Source organism: Microbulbifer sp. ABF4_148 (assembly GCF_056158985.1).
This window is the reverse complement of record NZ_JBSWUI010000001.1, coordinates 338704-355341: the sequence shown is the minus strand read 5'-3', so window position 1 is coordinate 355341 and position 16638 is coordinate 338704. Positions and strand designations below refer to the sequence as shown.

Sequence of the window (16638 nt, the reverse complement as noted above, 5' to 3'; positions counted from 1 at the left end):
ATGAATCTATCCGAATTAAAAACAAAACCTATTGAAGAATTGATTGAAATCGCCAAGGGCATGGGCCTCGAGAATGTCGCCCGCTCGCGCAAGCAGGATATTATTTTCAATATCCTCAAGCGCCACGCGAAAAGCGGTGAGGACATCTACGGTGATGGTGTTCTCGAAATCCTTCAGGATGGTTTTGGTTTTTTGCGCTCCGCCGATTCTTCCTACCTGGCGGGCCCGGATGACATCTACGTTTCCCCCAGCCAGATTCGCCGTTTCAACCTGCGTACCGGTGATTCCATTTCCGGCAAGATCCGCCCGCCCAAAGAGGGCGAGCGCTATTTTGCGCTGCTCAAGGTCAGCGAAATCAACTTTGATAAGCCGGAAAACGCGCGCAACAAGATTTTGTTCGAAAACCTTACGCCGCTGTTTCCCAATGATCGCCTTACCCTGGAGTGCGGCAACGGTTCTTCCGAGGACCTGATTGGCCGGATCATCGACCTGGTGGCGCCGATCGGCAAAGGGCAGCGTGGCCTTATCGTTGCCCCGCCCAAGGCGGGTAAAACCATCATGTTGCAGAACATGGCGCAAGCCATTACCCGCAACAACCCCGAGTGCCATCTGATTGTTCTGTTGATCGATGAGCGTCCGGAAGAAGTGACCGAGATGCAGCGTTCCGTTCGCGGTGAAGTGGTCGCGTCTACCTTCGACGAGCCGCCAGCGCGCCACGTGCAGGTCGCCGAGATGGTGATCGAGAAAGCCAAGCGTCTCGTAGAACACAAAAAAGACGTGGTCATCCTGCTGGACTCCATCACGCGTCTGGCGCGAGCCTACAACACCACGGTGCCGAGCTCTGGTAAGGTACTGACCGGTGGTGTCGATGCCCATGCACTGGAACGCCCGAAGCGTTTCTTCGGTGCTGCGCGTAATATCGAAGAGGGCGGTAGCCTGTCGATTATCGCCACAGCCCTGGTTGATACCGGTTCAAAGATGGACGAAGTGATCTTTGAGGAATTCAAGGGCACCGGTAACATGGAGCTGCAACTGGATCGCAAGATCGCCGAGAAGCGCGTTTACCCGGCCATCAATGTACGCCGTTCCGGTACCCGTCGCGAAGAGCTGCTGATGCCTGAGGGCGAGCTCCAGCGCGTCTGGATCCTGCGCAAGTTGCTGCACGATATGGAAGACTTGGCCGCAACCGAGTTCCTGATTGACAAGTTGAAGGACTTCAAGACCAATGATGAGTTCTTCCTGTCCATGAAACGAAAATAATTTTGATTTATCCTCGGGCGCTGTATCAGGCGCCCGAGTCATATTCGGGTTGAATCTGACGATGATTTCGACCGGATATAGTTGAAAAGGCGATATCGCCGGCATATAAAGTTCCACAGCGTGGCGCTGATATGTGATACGCCCGACCCGGATTGGCCCAAGCCCGCAGGTGACTGCTGGTAACAGGGGTTAGTCTCAGCTGGAGAGCCTCGTGGTGCTGGGCCTCCAACTGTGAATTGAACGACAGCCCACAACGTTAGTGAGAACTTTTTGTGAATATTTATATTGGAAACCTGGCCTACGCGGTAACTTCCGACGACCTGCAGGATGCATTTGGTGCGTTCGGAGAGATCTCTCGGGCTACTGTCATTACCGACCGTGAGACTGGCCGCTCTAAAGGCTTCGGTTTCGTCGAGATGCCTAACGACGATGAAGCACGTAAGGCGATCGAAGAAATGAACGACCAACCGCTGTCTGGCCGCAACATTCGTGTGAATGAAGCCAAGCCGCGCGAAGATCGTCCGCGTCGTCCGCGTTACTAAGACGGTCGCTCGCTGAGCGTTCGATCTTCAACGGCCCGTAGCCTTGGTTGCGGGCCGTTTCTCCATCCCGCCCCTTGTCAACGCTTATCCGGCTGACGGATACGTAGCGTTCCCCATTTTGTCGTTCCTGCTTTACACTGCGCGTTGCACCAAAATCCCCCTGCAACTGCTGAGCTGGAATGAAATACAAAGACCTGCGCGACTTTATCAAGCTGCTGGAAAAGCGCGGCGAGCTAAAGCGCATCAAGCACCCCGTAGACCCTAATCTCGAAATGACAGAAATCGCCGACCGTGTGCTCCGCGCTGGTGGCCCGGCCCTGCTGTTCGAAAATCCAGTGGGTTTCGATACCCCGGTACTGGCCAATCTGTTCGGCACTGCTGAACGCGTGGCGCTGGGCATGGGGCGCGAGCATGTCAGCGAGTTGCGCGAAGTGGGCGAGCTGCTCGCCTTCCTCAAGGAGCCGCAGCCCCCGGAAAACCTCCGTGACGCGTGGGAAAAGCTGCCGGTATTCAAGCAGGTGCTGAACATGGCCCCCAAGGTGGTCAAGGGCGCTCCCTGCCAGGAAATTGAGCTCAGCGGGGATGAGGTCGACCTCACCCAATTACCGATCCAGACCTGCTGGCCCGGCGATGCCGCGCCATTGGTGACCTGGCCGCTGGTGATTACCCGTGGTCCGGAGAAGAAGCGCCAGAACCTGGGCATCTATCGTATGCAGTTGCTCGGCCCGAATCGGCTCATCATGCGCTGGCTGTCCCACCGTGGCGGCGCGCTGGATTTCCGCGAATGGTGCAAGCGTAATCCGGGTAAGCCCTACCCGGTGGCTGTCGCCCTGGGGGCGGATCCGGCCACCATTCTTGGTGCGGTCACGCCGGTACCCGATACGCTGTCAGAATACGGCTTTGCTGGGCTGCTGCGCGGTGACAAGACCGAGGTGGCGGAAGCCAAGCTCAGTGACCTGCAGGTGCCGGCCAGTGCGGAATATGTACTGGAGGGCTTTATCTATCCTGATGATATGGCCGATGAAGGTCCCTACGGCGACCATACCGGCTACTACAACGAAGTAGATCGTTTCCCGGTATTCACCGTGGAGAAAATCACCCACCGCAAAGACCCGATCTACCACAGCACCTATACCGGCCGTCCACCGGACGAGCCCGCCATTCTCGGTGAGGCCCTCAACGAAGTCTTCGTGCCCATCCTGAAAAAGCAGTTCCCGGAGATTGCCGATTTCTACCTGCCGCCCGAGGGCTGCTCCTACCGCCTGGCGGTGGTGACCATGAAGAAACAGTATCCCGGCCACGCCAAGCGCGTGATGATGGGCGTCTGGTCTTTCCTGCGGCAGTTCATGTACACCAAGTTCGTCATTGTTACCGATGACGACGTGAATGCGCGGGACTGGAAAGACGTGATCTGGGCCATGACCACCCGGATGGACCCGGCCCGCGATACCACCATGGTGGAAAACACGCCTATCGATTACCTCGATTTCGCCTCGCCGGTCTCAGGTCTCGGCTCCAAGATCGGCTTTGATGCCACCAACAAGTGGGAAGGCGAGACTGACCGCGAGTGGGGTGAGCCCATCGAGCGCGATGCCGACGTGGTGAAAAAGGTCGATGAGATGTGGGGCAAGCTCGGGTTGTAATGCTGCTGCCAGAATTTCGTGTCAGTCGGGGAAGGTCGACGTACGAGCGAGAGGAGTCGGGCGTCGAATTGGTCAAAAAGTGTGCTGTCGGGTCGATTTCGGGTGAATGACGTGGCCGACATTTCGTCTTGAACGTCAGAATCCGGTTCGACTGATAGCAAGAGATAGAACTGTGTATCTTAAACAATTAAGAAAACGTCGAAAGTGGACACAAGAGCAGCTCGCCGCGCTCAGCGGGCTGAATGTTCGTACCATTCAGCGAATCGAGAGCGGCAAGAAACCTGGTCTTGAGTCCCTGAAATCCCTTGCTTCAGTGTTTGAGGTTGAAATATCAACATTGGAACAGGAGATAGGTGTGATAGACAAAACAACAAAAGAATGGAAGCAATTGCCGCTGTTATTCCGTATGAACTTTATCGGCTCCGAGTTTGGTTGGCTCGGACTGTCCAAGCGGGAAGATTGGGTAAAAGGAGAAAAGCAGGTCGTGCTCCTTTCCCTGATATTTGCATTGGGCCTGTTCGCGGCAATGGTCGTCCAGGGTGAATACAAGCTCGAAGCGTTCATCGGACCATTGTGGATGATGGTCATCGCTTATGGTATTGCTAATATCATTCGGGCGGGGGACCGCTACGAAATCTGGTAGCACATCACTACCGTGACAGGGGCTTTCGAAGCTAAACACCGGTTTTGTGTCATCTGCGGTGAACGCTTTTTATACAGGCCGGTGCACTGCGTCGATCGTCCCTGAACAGGTAGCCAACGGTCGCCATGGCGACCACAAAAAAACATAAGGGTCGCAATTGAGGTCTTAACAGGCGGCTGCCTGCTTAATGTCCGAGCATTTAACGGGGAAGTCGTGGACTATTCGAAATATAGCATTCAGGAGCTGAATGAGAGTTTAAGAAGTATCGATAAAGATGCCTATCCGGAAAACTACCAGGCGCTACTCGCCGAACTCGAAATAAGGCGTCCCGAAATCGAATCGCTGAGAAAAGAAGAACAGGAAGCGTTTTCTATTTCGATTGATCAGCGACTAAATCTATTGAGCTGGCTGCAGATGGCAACATGTGCAGCGTTCCTTATCGTCGCTCTTCTATTTGTTTTTCGCGGTAGCGACTCGATTGGAGTAGCCATTTATCTGGCAATTGCCCTATTCAATGGCGTTGCCGGTTATATGCTCATGAAGCGAAAGTCTTTAGGCTTCGAAATATCCTATATCAATCAGGTTCTGCAGCTGGTTACATTGAATACGGGGGCCATGTTCTATTCCTATACTGGCCTCGGCAGTCTGCTGGTTGGCGTACAGGGTCAAATATTTTTTAATTTATCAGTGATCAATCCCGATTTTCGGCTGTATTTTGGCGAGGATCTCGGAGGCTTCGGGGTGGGAATCGATTTGATCGCGCTATTCTTCATCTGGGTGCTGAATTCTTGCCGCGATAGAGAAGAGCAGGCATCTAGCTGAATAAAGTTTACAGTCACTCCGCTCGGTCAAGGAAAAGCGACGAGCGTTGGCAACGTAGCAATGATCCGCAGCTGCGCAATACCGTGGGTCGCACCGTAACGCGATAAGACCAGGTCGCCTGATCAACAAGAAGCGTGTGGGGCACTTTGCGTGGTGGGTCTAGATACAGGGAGAAATTACAGTGGATAGTAAAGAAAAATTGGCGGGCTGGGGGCTGGCGATCCATGCTGCTATATCCCTCGCCGCTGTTTCCATCGCATTTGTGGTGTTCTACCTTTTCTTTCACAGCGGCCTTCCAGATTTCATGGTCTGGGTGTTTGTTGGCTTTATGGGGGCGCTAATACTCATTAACAGTATTGGTCTCGCTGCGGGTATCGGCCTCATACAGGATAGCAGTGGGCCGCATTCTCTCGCCATTCCCTATTCGGTGTATTGTTTGATCAACTTTCCGTTCGGCACTATGGTCGGGTTCTTCTATCTCTGGGTCTACTTCGAAGGCCGAAATTAAGAGGCGTCAAATCGCATCACAGCAATACAGTCAAGGGTGCCCGTCGAGACCCGTAGCGAGGGCGTGTACACATGAAAAAACTACTGGCTTTAGTGTTGTATTGGGTTTCACTGAGTGGCATTGCCGGCGAATTTGAGTCCGATCTGGTTGACGCGGCTATAGACAGGACCCAGAGTGAGGTTACCTATGACGGAGCCTACTTTTCGATTGAGTATCCCGGTGGTGATGTCCCGGCGCATATTGGCGTCTGTACCGATGTGGTCATCCGCTCCTATCGGGCGATTGGCGCTGACCTTCAGGTGCTGGTCCATGAGGATATGCGGGATAACTTCGCGCTCTACCCGTCGAAGAGAATCTGGGGGCTGACGTCCACCGACCGGAATATCGATCATCGTCGCGTGCCCAACCTACAGGAATTTTTTTCGCGACACGGGAAAGTCCTGCCGATCTCCCGTCGACAGCAAGATTACCGCCCCGGTGATATCGTGACCTGGAGATTACCCGGGAATCTGCCACATATCGGCATCGTAACTGACAAAATTTCGCCTGCCAGCGGTAATCCGATGATTGTCCACAATATCGGCGCAGGGCCGGTGCTGGAAGATATGTTGTTCGCCTATGACATTACCGGGCACTATCGATATGTGCCCCCACACTATAGGGACTGAGATCGCCTGCAGTGCCGATTCCGCACAGGCGAGTACATTGATAGGGATGACGATACCGTGAAATTGTGTGCTTTTGCGTTTGCTGCGTTCTTGCTCACTGGGTGTGCCACGCACAAATATGCTGTTGAGCTTCCCGTCATATTGCCTGTCGAGGGCGAGAACATTGTGCATATGGATAGGCAGGAGTTTGGGGGGGAAGTGGATTTGCCGTCTGCCAAAGTCTCATTCGAATTTGCAGGTCGTCGAGAAGCACCTCCGATGATATTTGCCTGTGGCGGGGTTGTTGGCGTTGACTCAGATCCCGGTCTCGCCGTACTGGAAAATGCCGACCTGGTTCTGGCGCTGACAGGCATGCGCGATCTATGGATTCCGATCAATGGCAAACCGACCCGGCTCTACTTGTTCGACATCAAGGTGCCGTCAGCAGCAAAGTCATTCGAACGCTGACTCACTAAAGTGAATGTCTAGGGAAGCGCGCTATCGAAGCTGCCATTTCTCTTAGGGGAACGGGGACATGTTTGGACTGTTCAAGTCAAAGCCGTTGATTTCCGATGAAGATCGGCAATTTCAGGTTGATACGTTTAAGTGGCTGTTGACCCATTTCGGTGGTGATGACTTCTATCAGGAAACGATCCTGGTGCTGCCAACCAAAGCGCACTTCCCCGATAGTGTAACCTCCGAGCAAGAGGCGGTTGAATCCACGTTTGCGCGCGTCAAAGACTATGCGGGGATGTCAGAATGGAACTGTCTTCTGGAACGCCAGGAGGTGGGGCCGGACCCTCGTGTGGCAGAGTTCCTGACGATTCAAAATGTCCCTGCAGAACCTCTTGGCACATTCTCCATGAATGACAGTAACGATGTCATCATCTCCTATCATCCAGATATCGTGCGTAATCCGACCAACCTGGTGGCAACCTTTGCGCATGAGTTGGCCCATTACCTGACGGGTGGCTGCGAGGATCCACCCCCGGGTGGATGGGAGAATTGGGAGTTTGCCACGGATATCGCCGCAGTATTTATGGGGTTTGGCATTTTTATGGCCAATAGTGCGTTCTCTTTTCGGCAGTATCAGAGTGCGGGCGCCATCGGTTGGCAGACACAGCGCAATGGCTATTTGTCAGAAGCAGAGTACGCCTATGCTCTGGCAGTTTTTTGCGCGCTAAAAGGGTTGGATCCGAAATCGCCGCTGCCTTATCTTGATAGAAATATCAGGAAACTTGTATCACGGGCGAACAATGAGATTCGCGCGATGGATGTCATACAGGAGATCTTGTCTGCAGATTTGCCGGCAGCAGCTGTGCGTTCTACTGCCACACGCCGATAATAAAAGGATCAGCCGGCTCCCTGGTGGCAAGCCGCGATAAGCTCGTTCACGGTGTACAACTGATCACTTTGTACAATTTGGTGATCGACGTCTAGGGCCGGTATACCAACCGTGCTGTTGGTCGGTCAGTAAGGTATGACGCTGTCCGGGCGCCGTCAATCATGCGGCGCCCTCCTAAAAGACCATGTGGTTATAGCAGGTCCACCCCGCACTCCAGGCTTTCGAACCAGTCCAGAAATTCTGCCACCTTGTCCTTGCCAATAAATGGCTTTCCGTGTTGCGGCAGAATCATGTCCACATCCAGTACGCGGATACGGTTGACCCACTCACGGCAGGCCCGGTTGCCAGCCATGTAGCGTCGATGGAACTTTTCCATGCGGGGAATATGCGCGGCCATATCCTCCACTGGCAGGTGATCCTGTCCCGGGGTGATTGCCGCCCCCACGTCGCCGGAAAACAGTGCTTTGCTGATCGGGTCGTAAAAGTGGAAGTTGCCCACTGAGTGGAGAAAGTGCGCCGGTATGGCTTCGAAGCTGGTATTGCCCAGGGCAATTCGCCCACCCTCATCAGGCAGCTCAATCATACGATGGTTCAGCGACGCGTTCATCTGGCCCGCGACGAAGCCGGAAACCAGATGCGGTAAAAACCGTGCCCACAATTTGGAGGTCACAACCCTGCAGTCGGTATGCATCAGCCAGCGTGGCAGGGACGCAATGATATCCGGGTCCTGGTGCGACGCGCAGACGTAGCGCAGGGATTTCAAGTCGATGAGCTTGGAGAGCTCGAAGGACAGCGCACTGTACGTAAGGTCACCGCCGGGATCAAACAGGGCTGCTTCTCCGTGATCGATAATGACGACCTGATTACTCGGTATCGCTTCTCCCTCCACCAGTCCAGTCACGAACAGGCAAATATGATCGTTGTTATCGTATAGTTTTATGATCTGTTGGCTCATCGCACTGCGCCCTTGAAATCCTTGAGTGGGAAGCGTCATTCTTCCGTGGAAAAGGCGCGATCATACGGGGCGGCGGCAGAGGAAGATTGATCCAGATCAAGCGGGCAGCGCGAATGGGTTTCGGGTTGTGTGGGCGCGCCAACAAGCGGGAGCGCCCCGTATAAACTCAGTTCAAGTCAATGCCCGCAGAGCGTAGTGCGTGCTGAAGTGGCTCCAGATGGCTGGCGAAGTGATGCCAGCGGCCTACAGAGCGGCTGTGCATAGGCTGGCGAACCTGGGAGGCGCTCGCGGTAGCGGCAGCGGCTGTACCGCGATGAAACTCGAGGCAGGCTGCTTCGAATGGTAGGTCGAGTTTGTCGAGGAGTGCCCGGGTCTGCTGCTCCTGCTGTTGCACCAGCGTGTCGTAATGCACTTCGATCAGGCGCTCACCCAGTAGCGCCCGCCAGTGTTCCATCAGGCGATGGTAACCGATGTAGTAGGTCGCGAGTTCGTCGAGATCGTAGGAGAAGGGGTGTGCATCGGCGAACAGTTGCTTGAACATGGCGAAGCAGCTGTCCATCGGATCGCGGTAGACATGCACCAGGCTCGCGTCGGGAAATGCTTTGGCCAGCAGGGGCAGGTAGACAAAGTTGTTGGGCAGTTTGTCGGTAAAGCGAGGGTGCGGGTCGCGCAGGTAGGCGATCTCCTGGCGATAGCTGTCGGCGAGTACCTGGGGCGATACGGACGCTGCCTGTGCGGCAATATCCGCACGGAACAGTCCGGTGGCGCGTACGCCGGTTTGACGCTTGACCGCCAGTGGCCATTGCGCGAGTTCACCGAGGGACTGCACCTGTGAATGGCTGCCAATAATGCGTTCCACCAGGGTGCTGCCTGAACGCGGCATCCCGAGGATAAAGATTGGGGCATCTGCTTGGCTGGCGTCTGCCGCCGGAATGCGGTCGAACCACTGTTGATCGAAGTGTGTCGTGAGCGAGTCGAACAGCGCTTTGTCGTCGCTAGCGGCGTACGGGATACGCTGGCGTTGTAACGCGGCGCCTTTGCGGTAGTGGTGCCAGGCGTTATCCCACTGTTGCAGGTCTTCATATTCTTTGCCCAGCGCATAGTGCAGGTAGATACGATCACTGTCTCTGGTAGCGCTATCTAACAGCTGGGTTTTCATCGCGCCGCAGTGTTGCTCATCACTGGCTTTCCTGGCTTTGGAAAGCTGCCAGTGGCTGCGGCTATGGGCGGGGTTCAATTCGAGGGCCCGCTCCAGATTGTCGGCCGCACGTTCCTCTTCGCCCACGAACAGTTGGATGGCGGCGGCGTTGGACAGGATGTTGATGTCGGTGGGCGCCAGTTTGGCGGCCCGGCGCACCAATGGCTCCGCCTTTTCCTGCTTGCCGATATGGCTGTAGACGGTGGCGAGCAGGTCGAGCAGTTTGGGATTGTCCAGTGACGTCGCATTGGACAGGTCTGCTTCCTGTTCTGCGTCGGCGTGTCGGCCGGCCTGCACCAGGCAACGCGCGCGCTGGATGCGGGCGTCTGCGCGGCCGGCATCGATCTTGAGCACGGTCTCGAAGGCGCGCAAGGCAATGTCCAGTTTGCCACCTTCGGCGGCGGCGAGCCCGAGCACCAGATGGGCATCGGGCTGGTTGCGGTCGCGCTTGAGGATCTCGATGCACAGCGCGGTGGCGGTGCGCCAGTCGCGTTTGGCCATGGCTTTGCGCACGGTTTGCAGCATGGGTGCGATTTCGGTACGGGTCATCGGACGCCTCGGGGTTACCGGCACATGCCGGTCTGGTCTGGGATCACTTTATTATCGGGCATAAAAAAGCGGGGCCGAAGCCCCGCTTAACCATCCTGTGAAGGAGACAGGTTAGAACTCGTAGGACACGCTGGCACCGATGGTGCGCGGCAGGCCGACGTAGTGGAATTGACCGCGCTCACCGTAACGGCGTGCACTGCGGCCACCCACGTAGTAGTACTCGTTGGTGAGGTTGTCGGCGAACAGCGACGCGCGCCACTGGTCGAGACGGTAGTCCGCGGACAGGTTGAACAGGGTGTAGCTGTCCAGCTGTTCGTTGTCGTTGAAGCTGCCGAGGCTGTTCAGGCGTGTCTGGATCTCATCCTTAAAGTAGGCGTTGCCGCGCAGGGTCAGCTCACCCACCGGTACTTCGACGGCGTAATCCACCGCCACATTGGCCTGCAGATTCGGTACACCGGGGAACGCATCGCCGTCGAAACCGCCGATTTCCGGCGCGTCGCCTTTCAGGCCATGGTCGTAGTAGGTCACCCACGCGTTCACACCAAGGCTGTCGGTAACGGCGGCCTGGGTAGACAGTTCGATACCGTCAATCTGGCCCTGACGGGCATTGCCGGTGATGTTGATGGCTGCCAGCTCGGACTTGGCCGGTACCTGCAGGTCGTTCCAGTCGATGCGGAAGATGGCGCCGTTGAAGATCACGCGGCCATCTGCCAGCGTGGTGTGCCAGCCCAGCTCGTAGTTCACTGCGGAGTCGGAGGTGAAGGCCTTCTCGCTGTCGAGCAGCTGCGGGCCGATATTGGTGCCGCCGCGGCGGAAGCCCTCGGCTGCAGTAGCGTACAGCATCACGTCGTCGGTGAAGTTGTAGGCGGCATTCAGCTTGAACACGGTGTCGTCGATTTCGGATTTGCCGGAATCACACTCGGGCACGACTTCGTCGCGGGTCCAGTACCAGTACACCGGCAGCACAGTACAGTCGTAGGCGATGTCCTCGGTTTGTTCGAAGTAGCGCGCACCCACGGTTACCTGGAGCTGCTCGCTCGGGTGGAAAGTGGCTTCACCGAACACTGCACGCTCTTCAAAGGTGCTGTCGCTATAGGCCCAGTATTCGACTTCGCCGTAACCGGTATCGATGCCGGCCCAGTCCTGGTAGCCCGGTGTGAACTCGCGGGAGGAGCCGGTGCCTTCGTTTTCCTCATAGTACACACCAGCGATCCAGTCGAGCCACTCGGGGGAGTTGGCGTCGGTGGACAGGAAGCGGGTCTCGTGTACGAAGGCTTCTTCTTCGTCTTCTTCCAGGGTGTAGGCAGAGAACTCGGGGAAGTCACAGTAGCCCGGCCAGATGTCGACGCACAGCAGGTCGGTCTGGTCGCGGTTGCCCTCGCCCTCGTACTGGGCGATCGAGGTGGTGGAGAAGATCTCGACCGCGTCGGTGTTCCAACCGAGCTCGACGTTGTACAGGTCATCGCGGTTATCGCGGACTTCCAGATAACGCAGCGGGGAGCTGTACTCGTCACCGGTGTAGCCCAGGTTGACGGCGTTACGGCCACCGGCCTGCTGGTCCTGCAGGTAGTAGCTGAACTGTGCGTGGAAATTGTCGGTCGGCTCCCAGCGCAGCGCGGCGCGTACAGACGTGGTCTCTTCGGTGTTGCTGTCTTTGACCACGCGGCTGTCATTGCTGACGCCAGGTTCGGTCAGTACGTTCACATAGTCCACGAAGCCCGCATCGTCGACCATGTTGGCGGAAACGCGCAGCGCCAGGGTGTCGGACAGCGGCAGGTTGAGGATGCCGGTAATGTCGGAAGACAGGCTGTCGCTTTCACTGTTCTGGTACAGCTCAGTGGTAACGGAGCCTTCAACGGCTTCGGTGCTCGGCTTGTTGAGGATGTAGCGCAGGGTGCCGCCCATGGCGCCGCGGCCGTACAGGGTGCCCTGCGGGCCACGCAGGACTTCAACGCGCTCGATATCGACCAGCTTGAAGTCGATCAGCAGCGGCGTGTCGTTGACGTAGCGGGAGATGATGTCACTGCCGCCCTGGTTTTCTGCCGCCTGCAGGCCGCCCACGTTCATGCCACGCAGGGTAACGAGGCCAGTGCTGCGGGCACCGGAATCAATCATCTGCATGCCCGGGATGAACTGGGACATCTTGCTCAGGTCGTCGGCGCCAATGTTCTTAATGGCTTCGCCGGTGACGGCGGTGATGTTGTAGGGAATCTCCTGAATGGATTCGGCGCGGCGGCTAGCGGTAACCACCACTTCTTCCAGGGTTGCGGAGGGCTGCTCGCTTTCCTGGGCCTGCAGGGCCAGGGGCGCCGCGGTGGTGGCGGCAATCGCAAGCGCGATGAGCTTCTTGTTGTAGTGGGTCATAAGGCTACCTTTTGACTTCTCGTTAATGTAAGCGTTGGAAAGGTTTGTTTCCCCAAACGCCCCATGGGTAACCGCGCAAGGGCCGGGCGGCTGAGACCGCTGGTCGCCACGGCGCGAAGGCTTGCAGCCATGCAAGACCTGAGCCAGATACCTGGGGGAAGGGAGGTTTGTTATTGCTACAAAGGAAAAACACGGGAGTCCGCCGCTGGTTGAATACTTCTTCTGTGGGCAGGCGGAAATTTGTTACCGGCAACCCGCTATCGCACCGCGATAGCAGTCACTTAATTGTTAAACCACTCGCTGAGATGGAAGTCGCAAGAGCGACGGCGCAGGGGCCGGCCTGTTGCGATCTCGATGATGGTGTCGGAGATGAGCTGGTAATGCATGTCTCAGGTTTTACTGCAATCCACCGGGGGGTGCAAGCGAGTTGCGCAACTCTCCGGTCAACAGGCGAAGATCGACAAGTTTTGTCGAACAATGGCAGTTGAGTCAGGTTCACCAGGCGGCAGGGGGAGAAGAGAGCGGACGGCTGATGCTGGCGAGATCAGCCGTGCGCTTCCAGTGCGGGTTTGTCGTCGCTGGGGAGGGGCAGGTCTGGCAGGGTGCGCACAGCACTCATCAGGCCATCCCGATACAGGCGATCGGCCTCAGATTTTTCTCCGAGGGCATTGCACAGGCGCGCCAGTTCCGCCGCGGCCGTCGGCTCGGAGCGCAGGAGCAGGCTCTTCTCGAAATACTGCCGGGCTTTGCCCCAGAGTTCATTGCGCAGGCACAGGCGACCGAGGCAGGTCAGCAGGTCGGGGTTTTGCCCGTATTCTTTCAGCCAGCCCTCGGCGACGGTGAGCTGGGCGGCGGCATCCGCGCCGGTCAGGCGACCGTACAGTTCGGCCAGCTCGGCGCGCCACTCGCGGTTCAGTACCCAGCGCAGGTTTTTCTCTGCTCCCTCGTCATCATTAAGCAGGTGCAGTTGGCCGGCATATTGTCCGCGCAGCTGCATGTTGCGTTGCCAGCGGCCACTGAGCGCATTCCAGGCGCTGTGGAGCTGATCGAGGTCCTTGCGCTGCGCGGCGGCCTTTAATTGCTGTTCATAGACTTCCAGCTCGAGTTTTTGCAGTTGCTCTTCACGCATATTGCCGTGCTTATCCAGTTCCGGCAGCAGCTTGCGCAGTCGCTCCCAATCGCCCAGCTGATAATAGGCCTGCTGGAGCAGTTGCAGGATGGCGGGGTGGTGGGGCTCGAGCTGGCGGGCGCGCTCAAGGCTGGCGATACACTGCTCATAATGCTTGTCGAGGAGTTGCATGCGCGCCTGGGCCAGGGCAACGGCGAGATGGCTGTCGCCCTCGACCGATTCGGCTTTGGCCAGTAGTTCGTTGGCCTCGTCACGGTAACCGAGCTCGAAGGCGCTGCGTGCCGCGGCCAGATAATTGATTAGCGGCGCGTCCGAGCGGGGGGCGCTTTTCAGCAGCTGACGCCGCGCCCGCGCCCAGTTGCCTTCCATAAATTCCACCAGGCCGCTGGTCATCCGGCGGCGCGCGACACGAGTGCGGCCAAAGCGCACCCGGCTGATACTGCCGGTAAAGGCGCGGAACAGGCTGCGCAGCAGCCAGATCACCAGCAGAATACCCAGCACCGCCGCGGTCACTGCCCCGATGGCCACCCAGATGTTCATCTCGATGCGTTTACCCGCGATCGCCACCAGCATATAGCCGGGGTAGCTGCGGATCATCTCCGCGAGAAAGGCGCCGAAGAGTAGAAAAGCGAGGGCGGAGAACAGGAAGCGCTTCACGATGCGTTCTCCCCGCTGGTGCCGGTGCTGTGCAGGCGGTCGATGTAGTCGCGCAGGGCTTTTTGTGAAGCATTCAGCGGTGGTAGCTCCGAGCGGATATTTTCATTCGCCAGCGCTTCGAGCTCGCTGACCAGGACGTCGCGCTGATTGTTGGCGATGGCGTAATCCAGTAGCAGTTGTTTCGCGCGGTTGAGGGCGTCCTTGTACACGGTTGCGTCTTCACGCAGCACCGCCAGTTCCGCCTGTTCCATGTTCAGGCGCAGACTCTGGCGGAATCGGGCTTCGCTCTGCGGCGACAGCAAAACAGGATCGATATCGCCATCGCGGATGCGCACGGAATCTTTCAGAAAGCTGACGAAATTGTCCCAGCTGCGGCGCCAGTCGGACGGGTTCGCAGAGGTGTCAGCGTCGGTCTGCACTTCGGTGGCTGTTTTGGCGATATCGAACTCTGGCTGGATGCTGGCGCGCAGCATCTGCTCCTCAAGTGCGCGCAGACGCAGGTAAAGGCCTTCGCGGTCAATATTGTCCACCAATTTCAGTGCCGTGATATCCCGCGCAAGTTGTTGACGCACGCCATAGAGATCCGGATTGTCCACGCGCTGCAGAATCTGATCGACTTCTTCCAGTAAACCAAGTGCCGTGCGGCTGTCGCGATCCATCAGCAGGCGCTGGTTGGCGAGACGCAGCAAGTAGTCGGCTTCTGCCAGTTGCCAGTCGTCCCGACTGATATTGCCGAGCTCGCCGATACGGCTGCCCTGGGCGGTGACGTCACGCTGCATCGCTGCCAGCTGCTGTTGCAATTGCTGGATGGTCTGTTGCTGGCGGTTCACTTGTTGCAGGGTGACCTGCAGAGCCTGTTGCAGCTGGTTGACCGTGCTGTCCAGTGCGGCGGCCGGATCGGGCTGGGGGGCTGCGGGCGTAACAGGTGAGGTATCGGGAGAAGAATTTTGTGCGCTCTGCTCAGCGACAGGGTTTGCCGGTGCCGTCTCGCTTGTGGTGGGCGCTTCGGCCGGCGCGGCGATGGGCGCGGGCGCAGCACTGGGTGCTTCTGGTCGCGCAGCAGGTGCGGCGCGGGATACTTCTGCGCTGGGGCGATCACGCTCGGCTGCGGTATCGGTTGCCGGGCTGGCCGGCGGTTTGTCCCCCCGCAGGTTGGCGACCTGATCCGAAACCCAGGTGCGGAAGGGTGGCCACTGGTACCAGGCAGCCGCGGCACCACCTGCCAGCAAGATCAACAGTACCAGTAACCAGGTCCAGCCCGATCCGCCGGAAGAAGACGTCGCGGCTTTGTTGGGTTTGCCCTTGCCGCCTTTCGCGCTCTTACCATCTGCTGCCGCTTTGGCGAAATTGCTTTTGCCGCCGGATTGCGTCTGCGCAGCGGGAGCCTGTGCCGCCTTTTCGGGCTTGTCGGCATTGGCGGGTGCAGCGGGGTCGGATTTCTTCTTGTCGGTCATGGGCTGGGGGTGCGGTGAAAATTGTCGTGGAATTATAGCGAGTCACGCCACGCTTTATACGCCGAGTGGCGCGCATTTGAAATATTTTGCCAGATCGGCGCCCTCATCGGCATCTTGCTGCCGCGGTCAGCGAAGTGTGTTCAGGTGTTCTGCCCGAACAGGGCGTGCAGGCAATCGAGCATGGCGCTGTCACCGGCATTGAGGGCGGCGACGGGATGGGCAAACCCCAGCTGACGGCCGATGGTCGCCACTCGCTGACTCGGGCATATCAGGGCCGACTGCAGCAGATCGGCACGACCGGTTGCGTCGATGCTGCGGGCGAGGTTGCTGAGGGTTTCACCACTGTGCACGCTGATGGCATCGGGTGTATGTGCATACTCGGCAAGCTGTTGCTGCGCCTGTTCGGGCAGGGTGCGGCGATACAGTTCGCAGTAGTCTACACGTGCGCCTCTCGAGGAGAGCGTATCGCCTAGCTTGGTGCGGCCACCTTCGCCGCGAAAAATCAGTACGCGCGCGTCCTTCACCTGCTGGAGCGCCGGCAGGGCGAGCAAAGCCTCGGAGTCCATGGCGCCGCCAGCACAGGTGCTGTCGACATCGTAGTCGCCCAGCGCAGCCGCGGTGGCGGCCCCGATCCCGTAATAGCGCGGACCCTGGGGCAGTTGAGGCCAGTAGTCTTCCAGCCAGGTGAAACCCTGGCGGACGGCGTTCTGGGAAACAAAGATGGCATGCTCGAACTGATCGAAGTCGAGTATCAGGTCCTTGATGCGCTGGCGCGCCGCACTGTCCACCACCGGCTCAATGGCCAACATGGGAATGCTGTCGACGGTGGCGCCGAGATCGGCAAGGCAGGCACACCAGCCCTGTGCCTGATGGGCGGGGCGGGTGACGAGGATACGGCGTCCTTGCAGTGCCTTACTCATCG

At 57.8% G+C, this 16638-nt stretch carries 15 protein-coding genes; 9 read left to right on the top strand and 6 right to left on the bottom strand.

The genetic code is table 11. The features are described 5' to 3' along the window. From rho to ACXAD0_RS01410, 9 genes are all read left to right on the top strand, one after another. Positions 1 to 1260, top strand: a complete 1260-nt coding sequence (rho, locus tag ACXAD0_RS01450; protein WP_475086566.1) for a transcription termination factor Rho — start codon at positions 1 to 3, stop codon at positions 1258 to 1260. Positions 1261 to 1532: 272 nt separating this feature from the next. Then, positions 1533 to 1802, top strand: coding sequence for an RNA recognition motif domain-containing protein (locus ACXAD0_RS01445; protein WP_475086565.1), 270 nt, complete (start codon positions 1533 to 1535; stop codon positions 1800 to 1802). Between the two features lie 179 nt (positions 1803 to 1981). Next, the gene (gene ubiD, locus ACXAD0_RS01440) at positions 1982 to 3445 is read left to right on the top strand and encodes a 4-hydroxy-3-polyprenylbenzoate decarboxylase (protein WP_475086564.1); all 1464 of its coding nucleotides are present in this window, start codon (positions 1982 to 1984) and stop codon (positions 3443 to 3445) included. A gap of 172 nt (positions 3446 to 3617) precedes the next feature. Then, positions 3618 to 4088: a helix-turn-helix domain-containing protein gene (locus ACXAD0_RS01435; RefSeq protein WP_475086563.1), complete on the top strand. Its 471-nt coding sequence runs from the start codon at positions 3618 to 3620 to the stop codon at positions 4086 to 4088. Positions 4089 to 4301: 213 nt separating this feature from the next. Further along, positions 4302 to 4910, top strand: a complete 609-nt coding sequence (locus ACXAD0_RS01430) for a hypothetical protein (RefSeq protein ID WP_475086562.1) — start codon at positions 4302 to 4304, stop codon at positions 4908 to 4910. A 181-nt stretch (positions 4911 to 5091) separates the two neighbouring features. After that, positions 5092 to 5418: a hypothetical protein gene (locus ACXAD0_RS01425; RefSeq protein ID WP_475086561.1), complete on the top strand. Its 327-nt coding sequence runs from the start codon at positions 5092 to 5094 to the stop codon at positions 5416 to 5418. Positions 5419 to 5489: 71 nt separating this feature from the next. Then, positions 5490 to 6086, top strand: a complete 597-nt coding sequence (locus ACXAD0_RS01420) for a DUF1287 domain-containing protein (protein ID WP_475086560.1) — start codon at positions 5490 to 5492, stop codon at positions 6084 to 6086. A gap of 165 nt (positions 6087 to 6251) precedes the next feature. Then, positions 6252 to 6533: a hypothetical protein gene (locus ACXAD0_RS01415; RefSeq protein ID WP_475086559.1), complete on the top strand. Its 282-nt coding sequence runs from the start codon at positions 6252 to 6254 to the stop codon at positions 6531 to 6533. A 67-nt stretch (positions 6534 to 6600) separates the two neighbouring features. Beyond that, entirely contained in the window at positions 6601 to 7410 is an 810-nt protein-coding gene (locus ACXAD0_RS01410) for a hypothetical protein (protein ID WP_475086558.1), read from the top strand. A gap of 190 nt (positions 7411 to 7600) precedes the next feature. On the opposite strand, the gene ACXAD0_RS01405 is transcribed toward ACXAD0_RS01410, so the two are convergent. The 6 genes from ACXAD0_RS01405 to ACXAD0_RS01380 form a co-directional block, all read right to left on the bottom strand. Then, complete coding sequence (locus ACXAD0_RS01405; protein WP_475086557.1) at positions 7601 to 8365, bottom strand: oxygen-binding di-iron domain-containing protein; 765 nt, start codon at positions 8363 to 8365, stop codon at positions 7601 to 7603. A 166-nt stretch (positions 8366 to 8531) separates the two neighbouring features. After that, entirely contained in the window at positions 8532 to 10112 is a 1581-nt protein-coding gene (locus ACXAD0_RS01400) for a tetratricopeptide repeat-containing sulfotransferase family protein (protein WP_475086556.1), read from the bottom strand. Between the two features lie 111 nt (positions 10113 to 10223). Next, positions 10224 to 12476 (bottom strand): TonB-dependent receptor, encoded by a 2253-nt coding sequence (locus ACXAD0_RS01395; RefSeq protein ID WP_475086555.1) that lies wholly within the window; start codon positions 12474 to 12476, stop codon positions 10224 to 10226. A 544-nt stretch (positions 12477 to 13020) separates the two neighbouring features. Then, entirely contained in the window at positions 13021 to 14262 is a 1242-nt protein-coding gene (locus ACXAD0_RS01390) for a heme biosynthesis HemY N-terminal domain-containing protein (protein ID WP_475086554.1), read from the bottom strand. Further along, a complete protein-coding gene (locus ACXAD0_RS01385; RefSeq protein WP_475086553.1) occupies positions 14259 to 15716 on the bottom strand; it encodes a uroporphyrinogen-III C-methyltransferase in 1458 nt (485 codons plus the stop codon). The genes ACXAD0_RS01390 and ACXAD0_RS01385 overlap by 4 nt, the downstream gene beginning before the upstream one ends. Positions 15717 to 15856: 140 nt before the next feature. After that, positions 15857 to 16636: a uroporphyrinogen-III synthase gene (locus ACXAD0_RS01380; RefSeq protein WP_475086552.1), complete on the bottom strand. Its 780-nt coding sequence runs from the start codon at positions 16634 to 16636 to the stop codon at positions 15857 to 15859. Between the last annotated feature and the right edge of the window lie 2 nt (positions 16637 to 16638).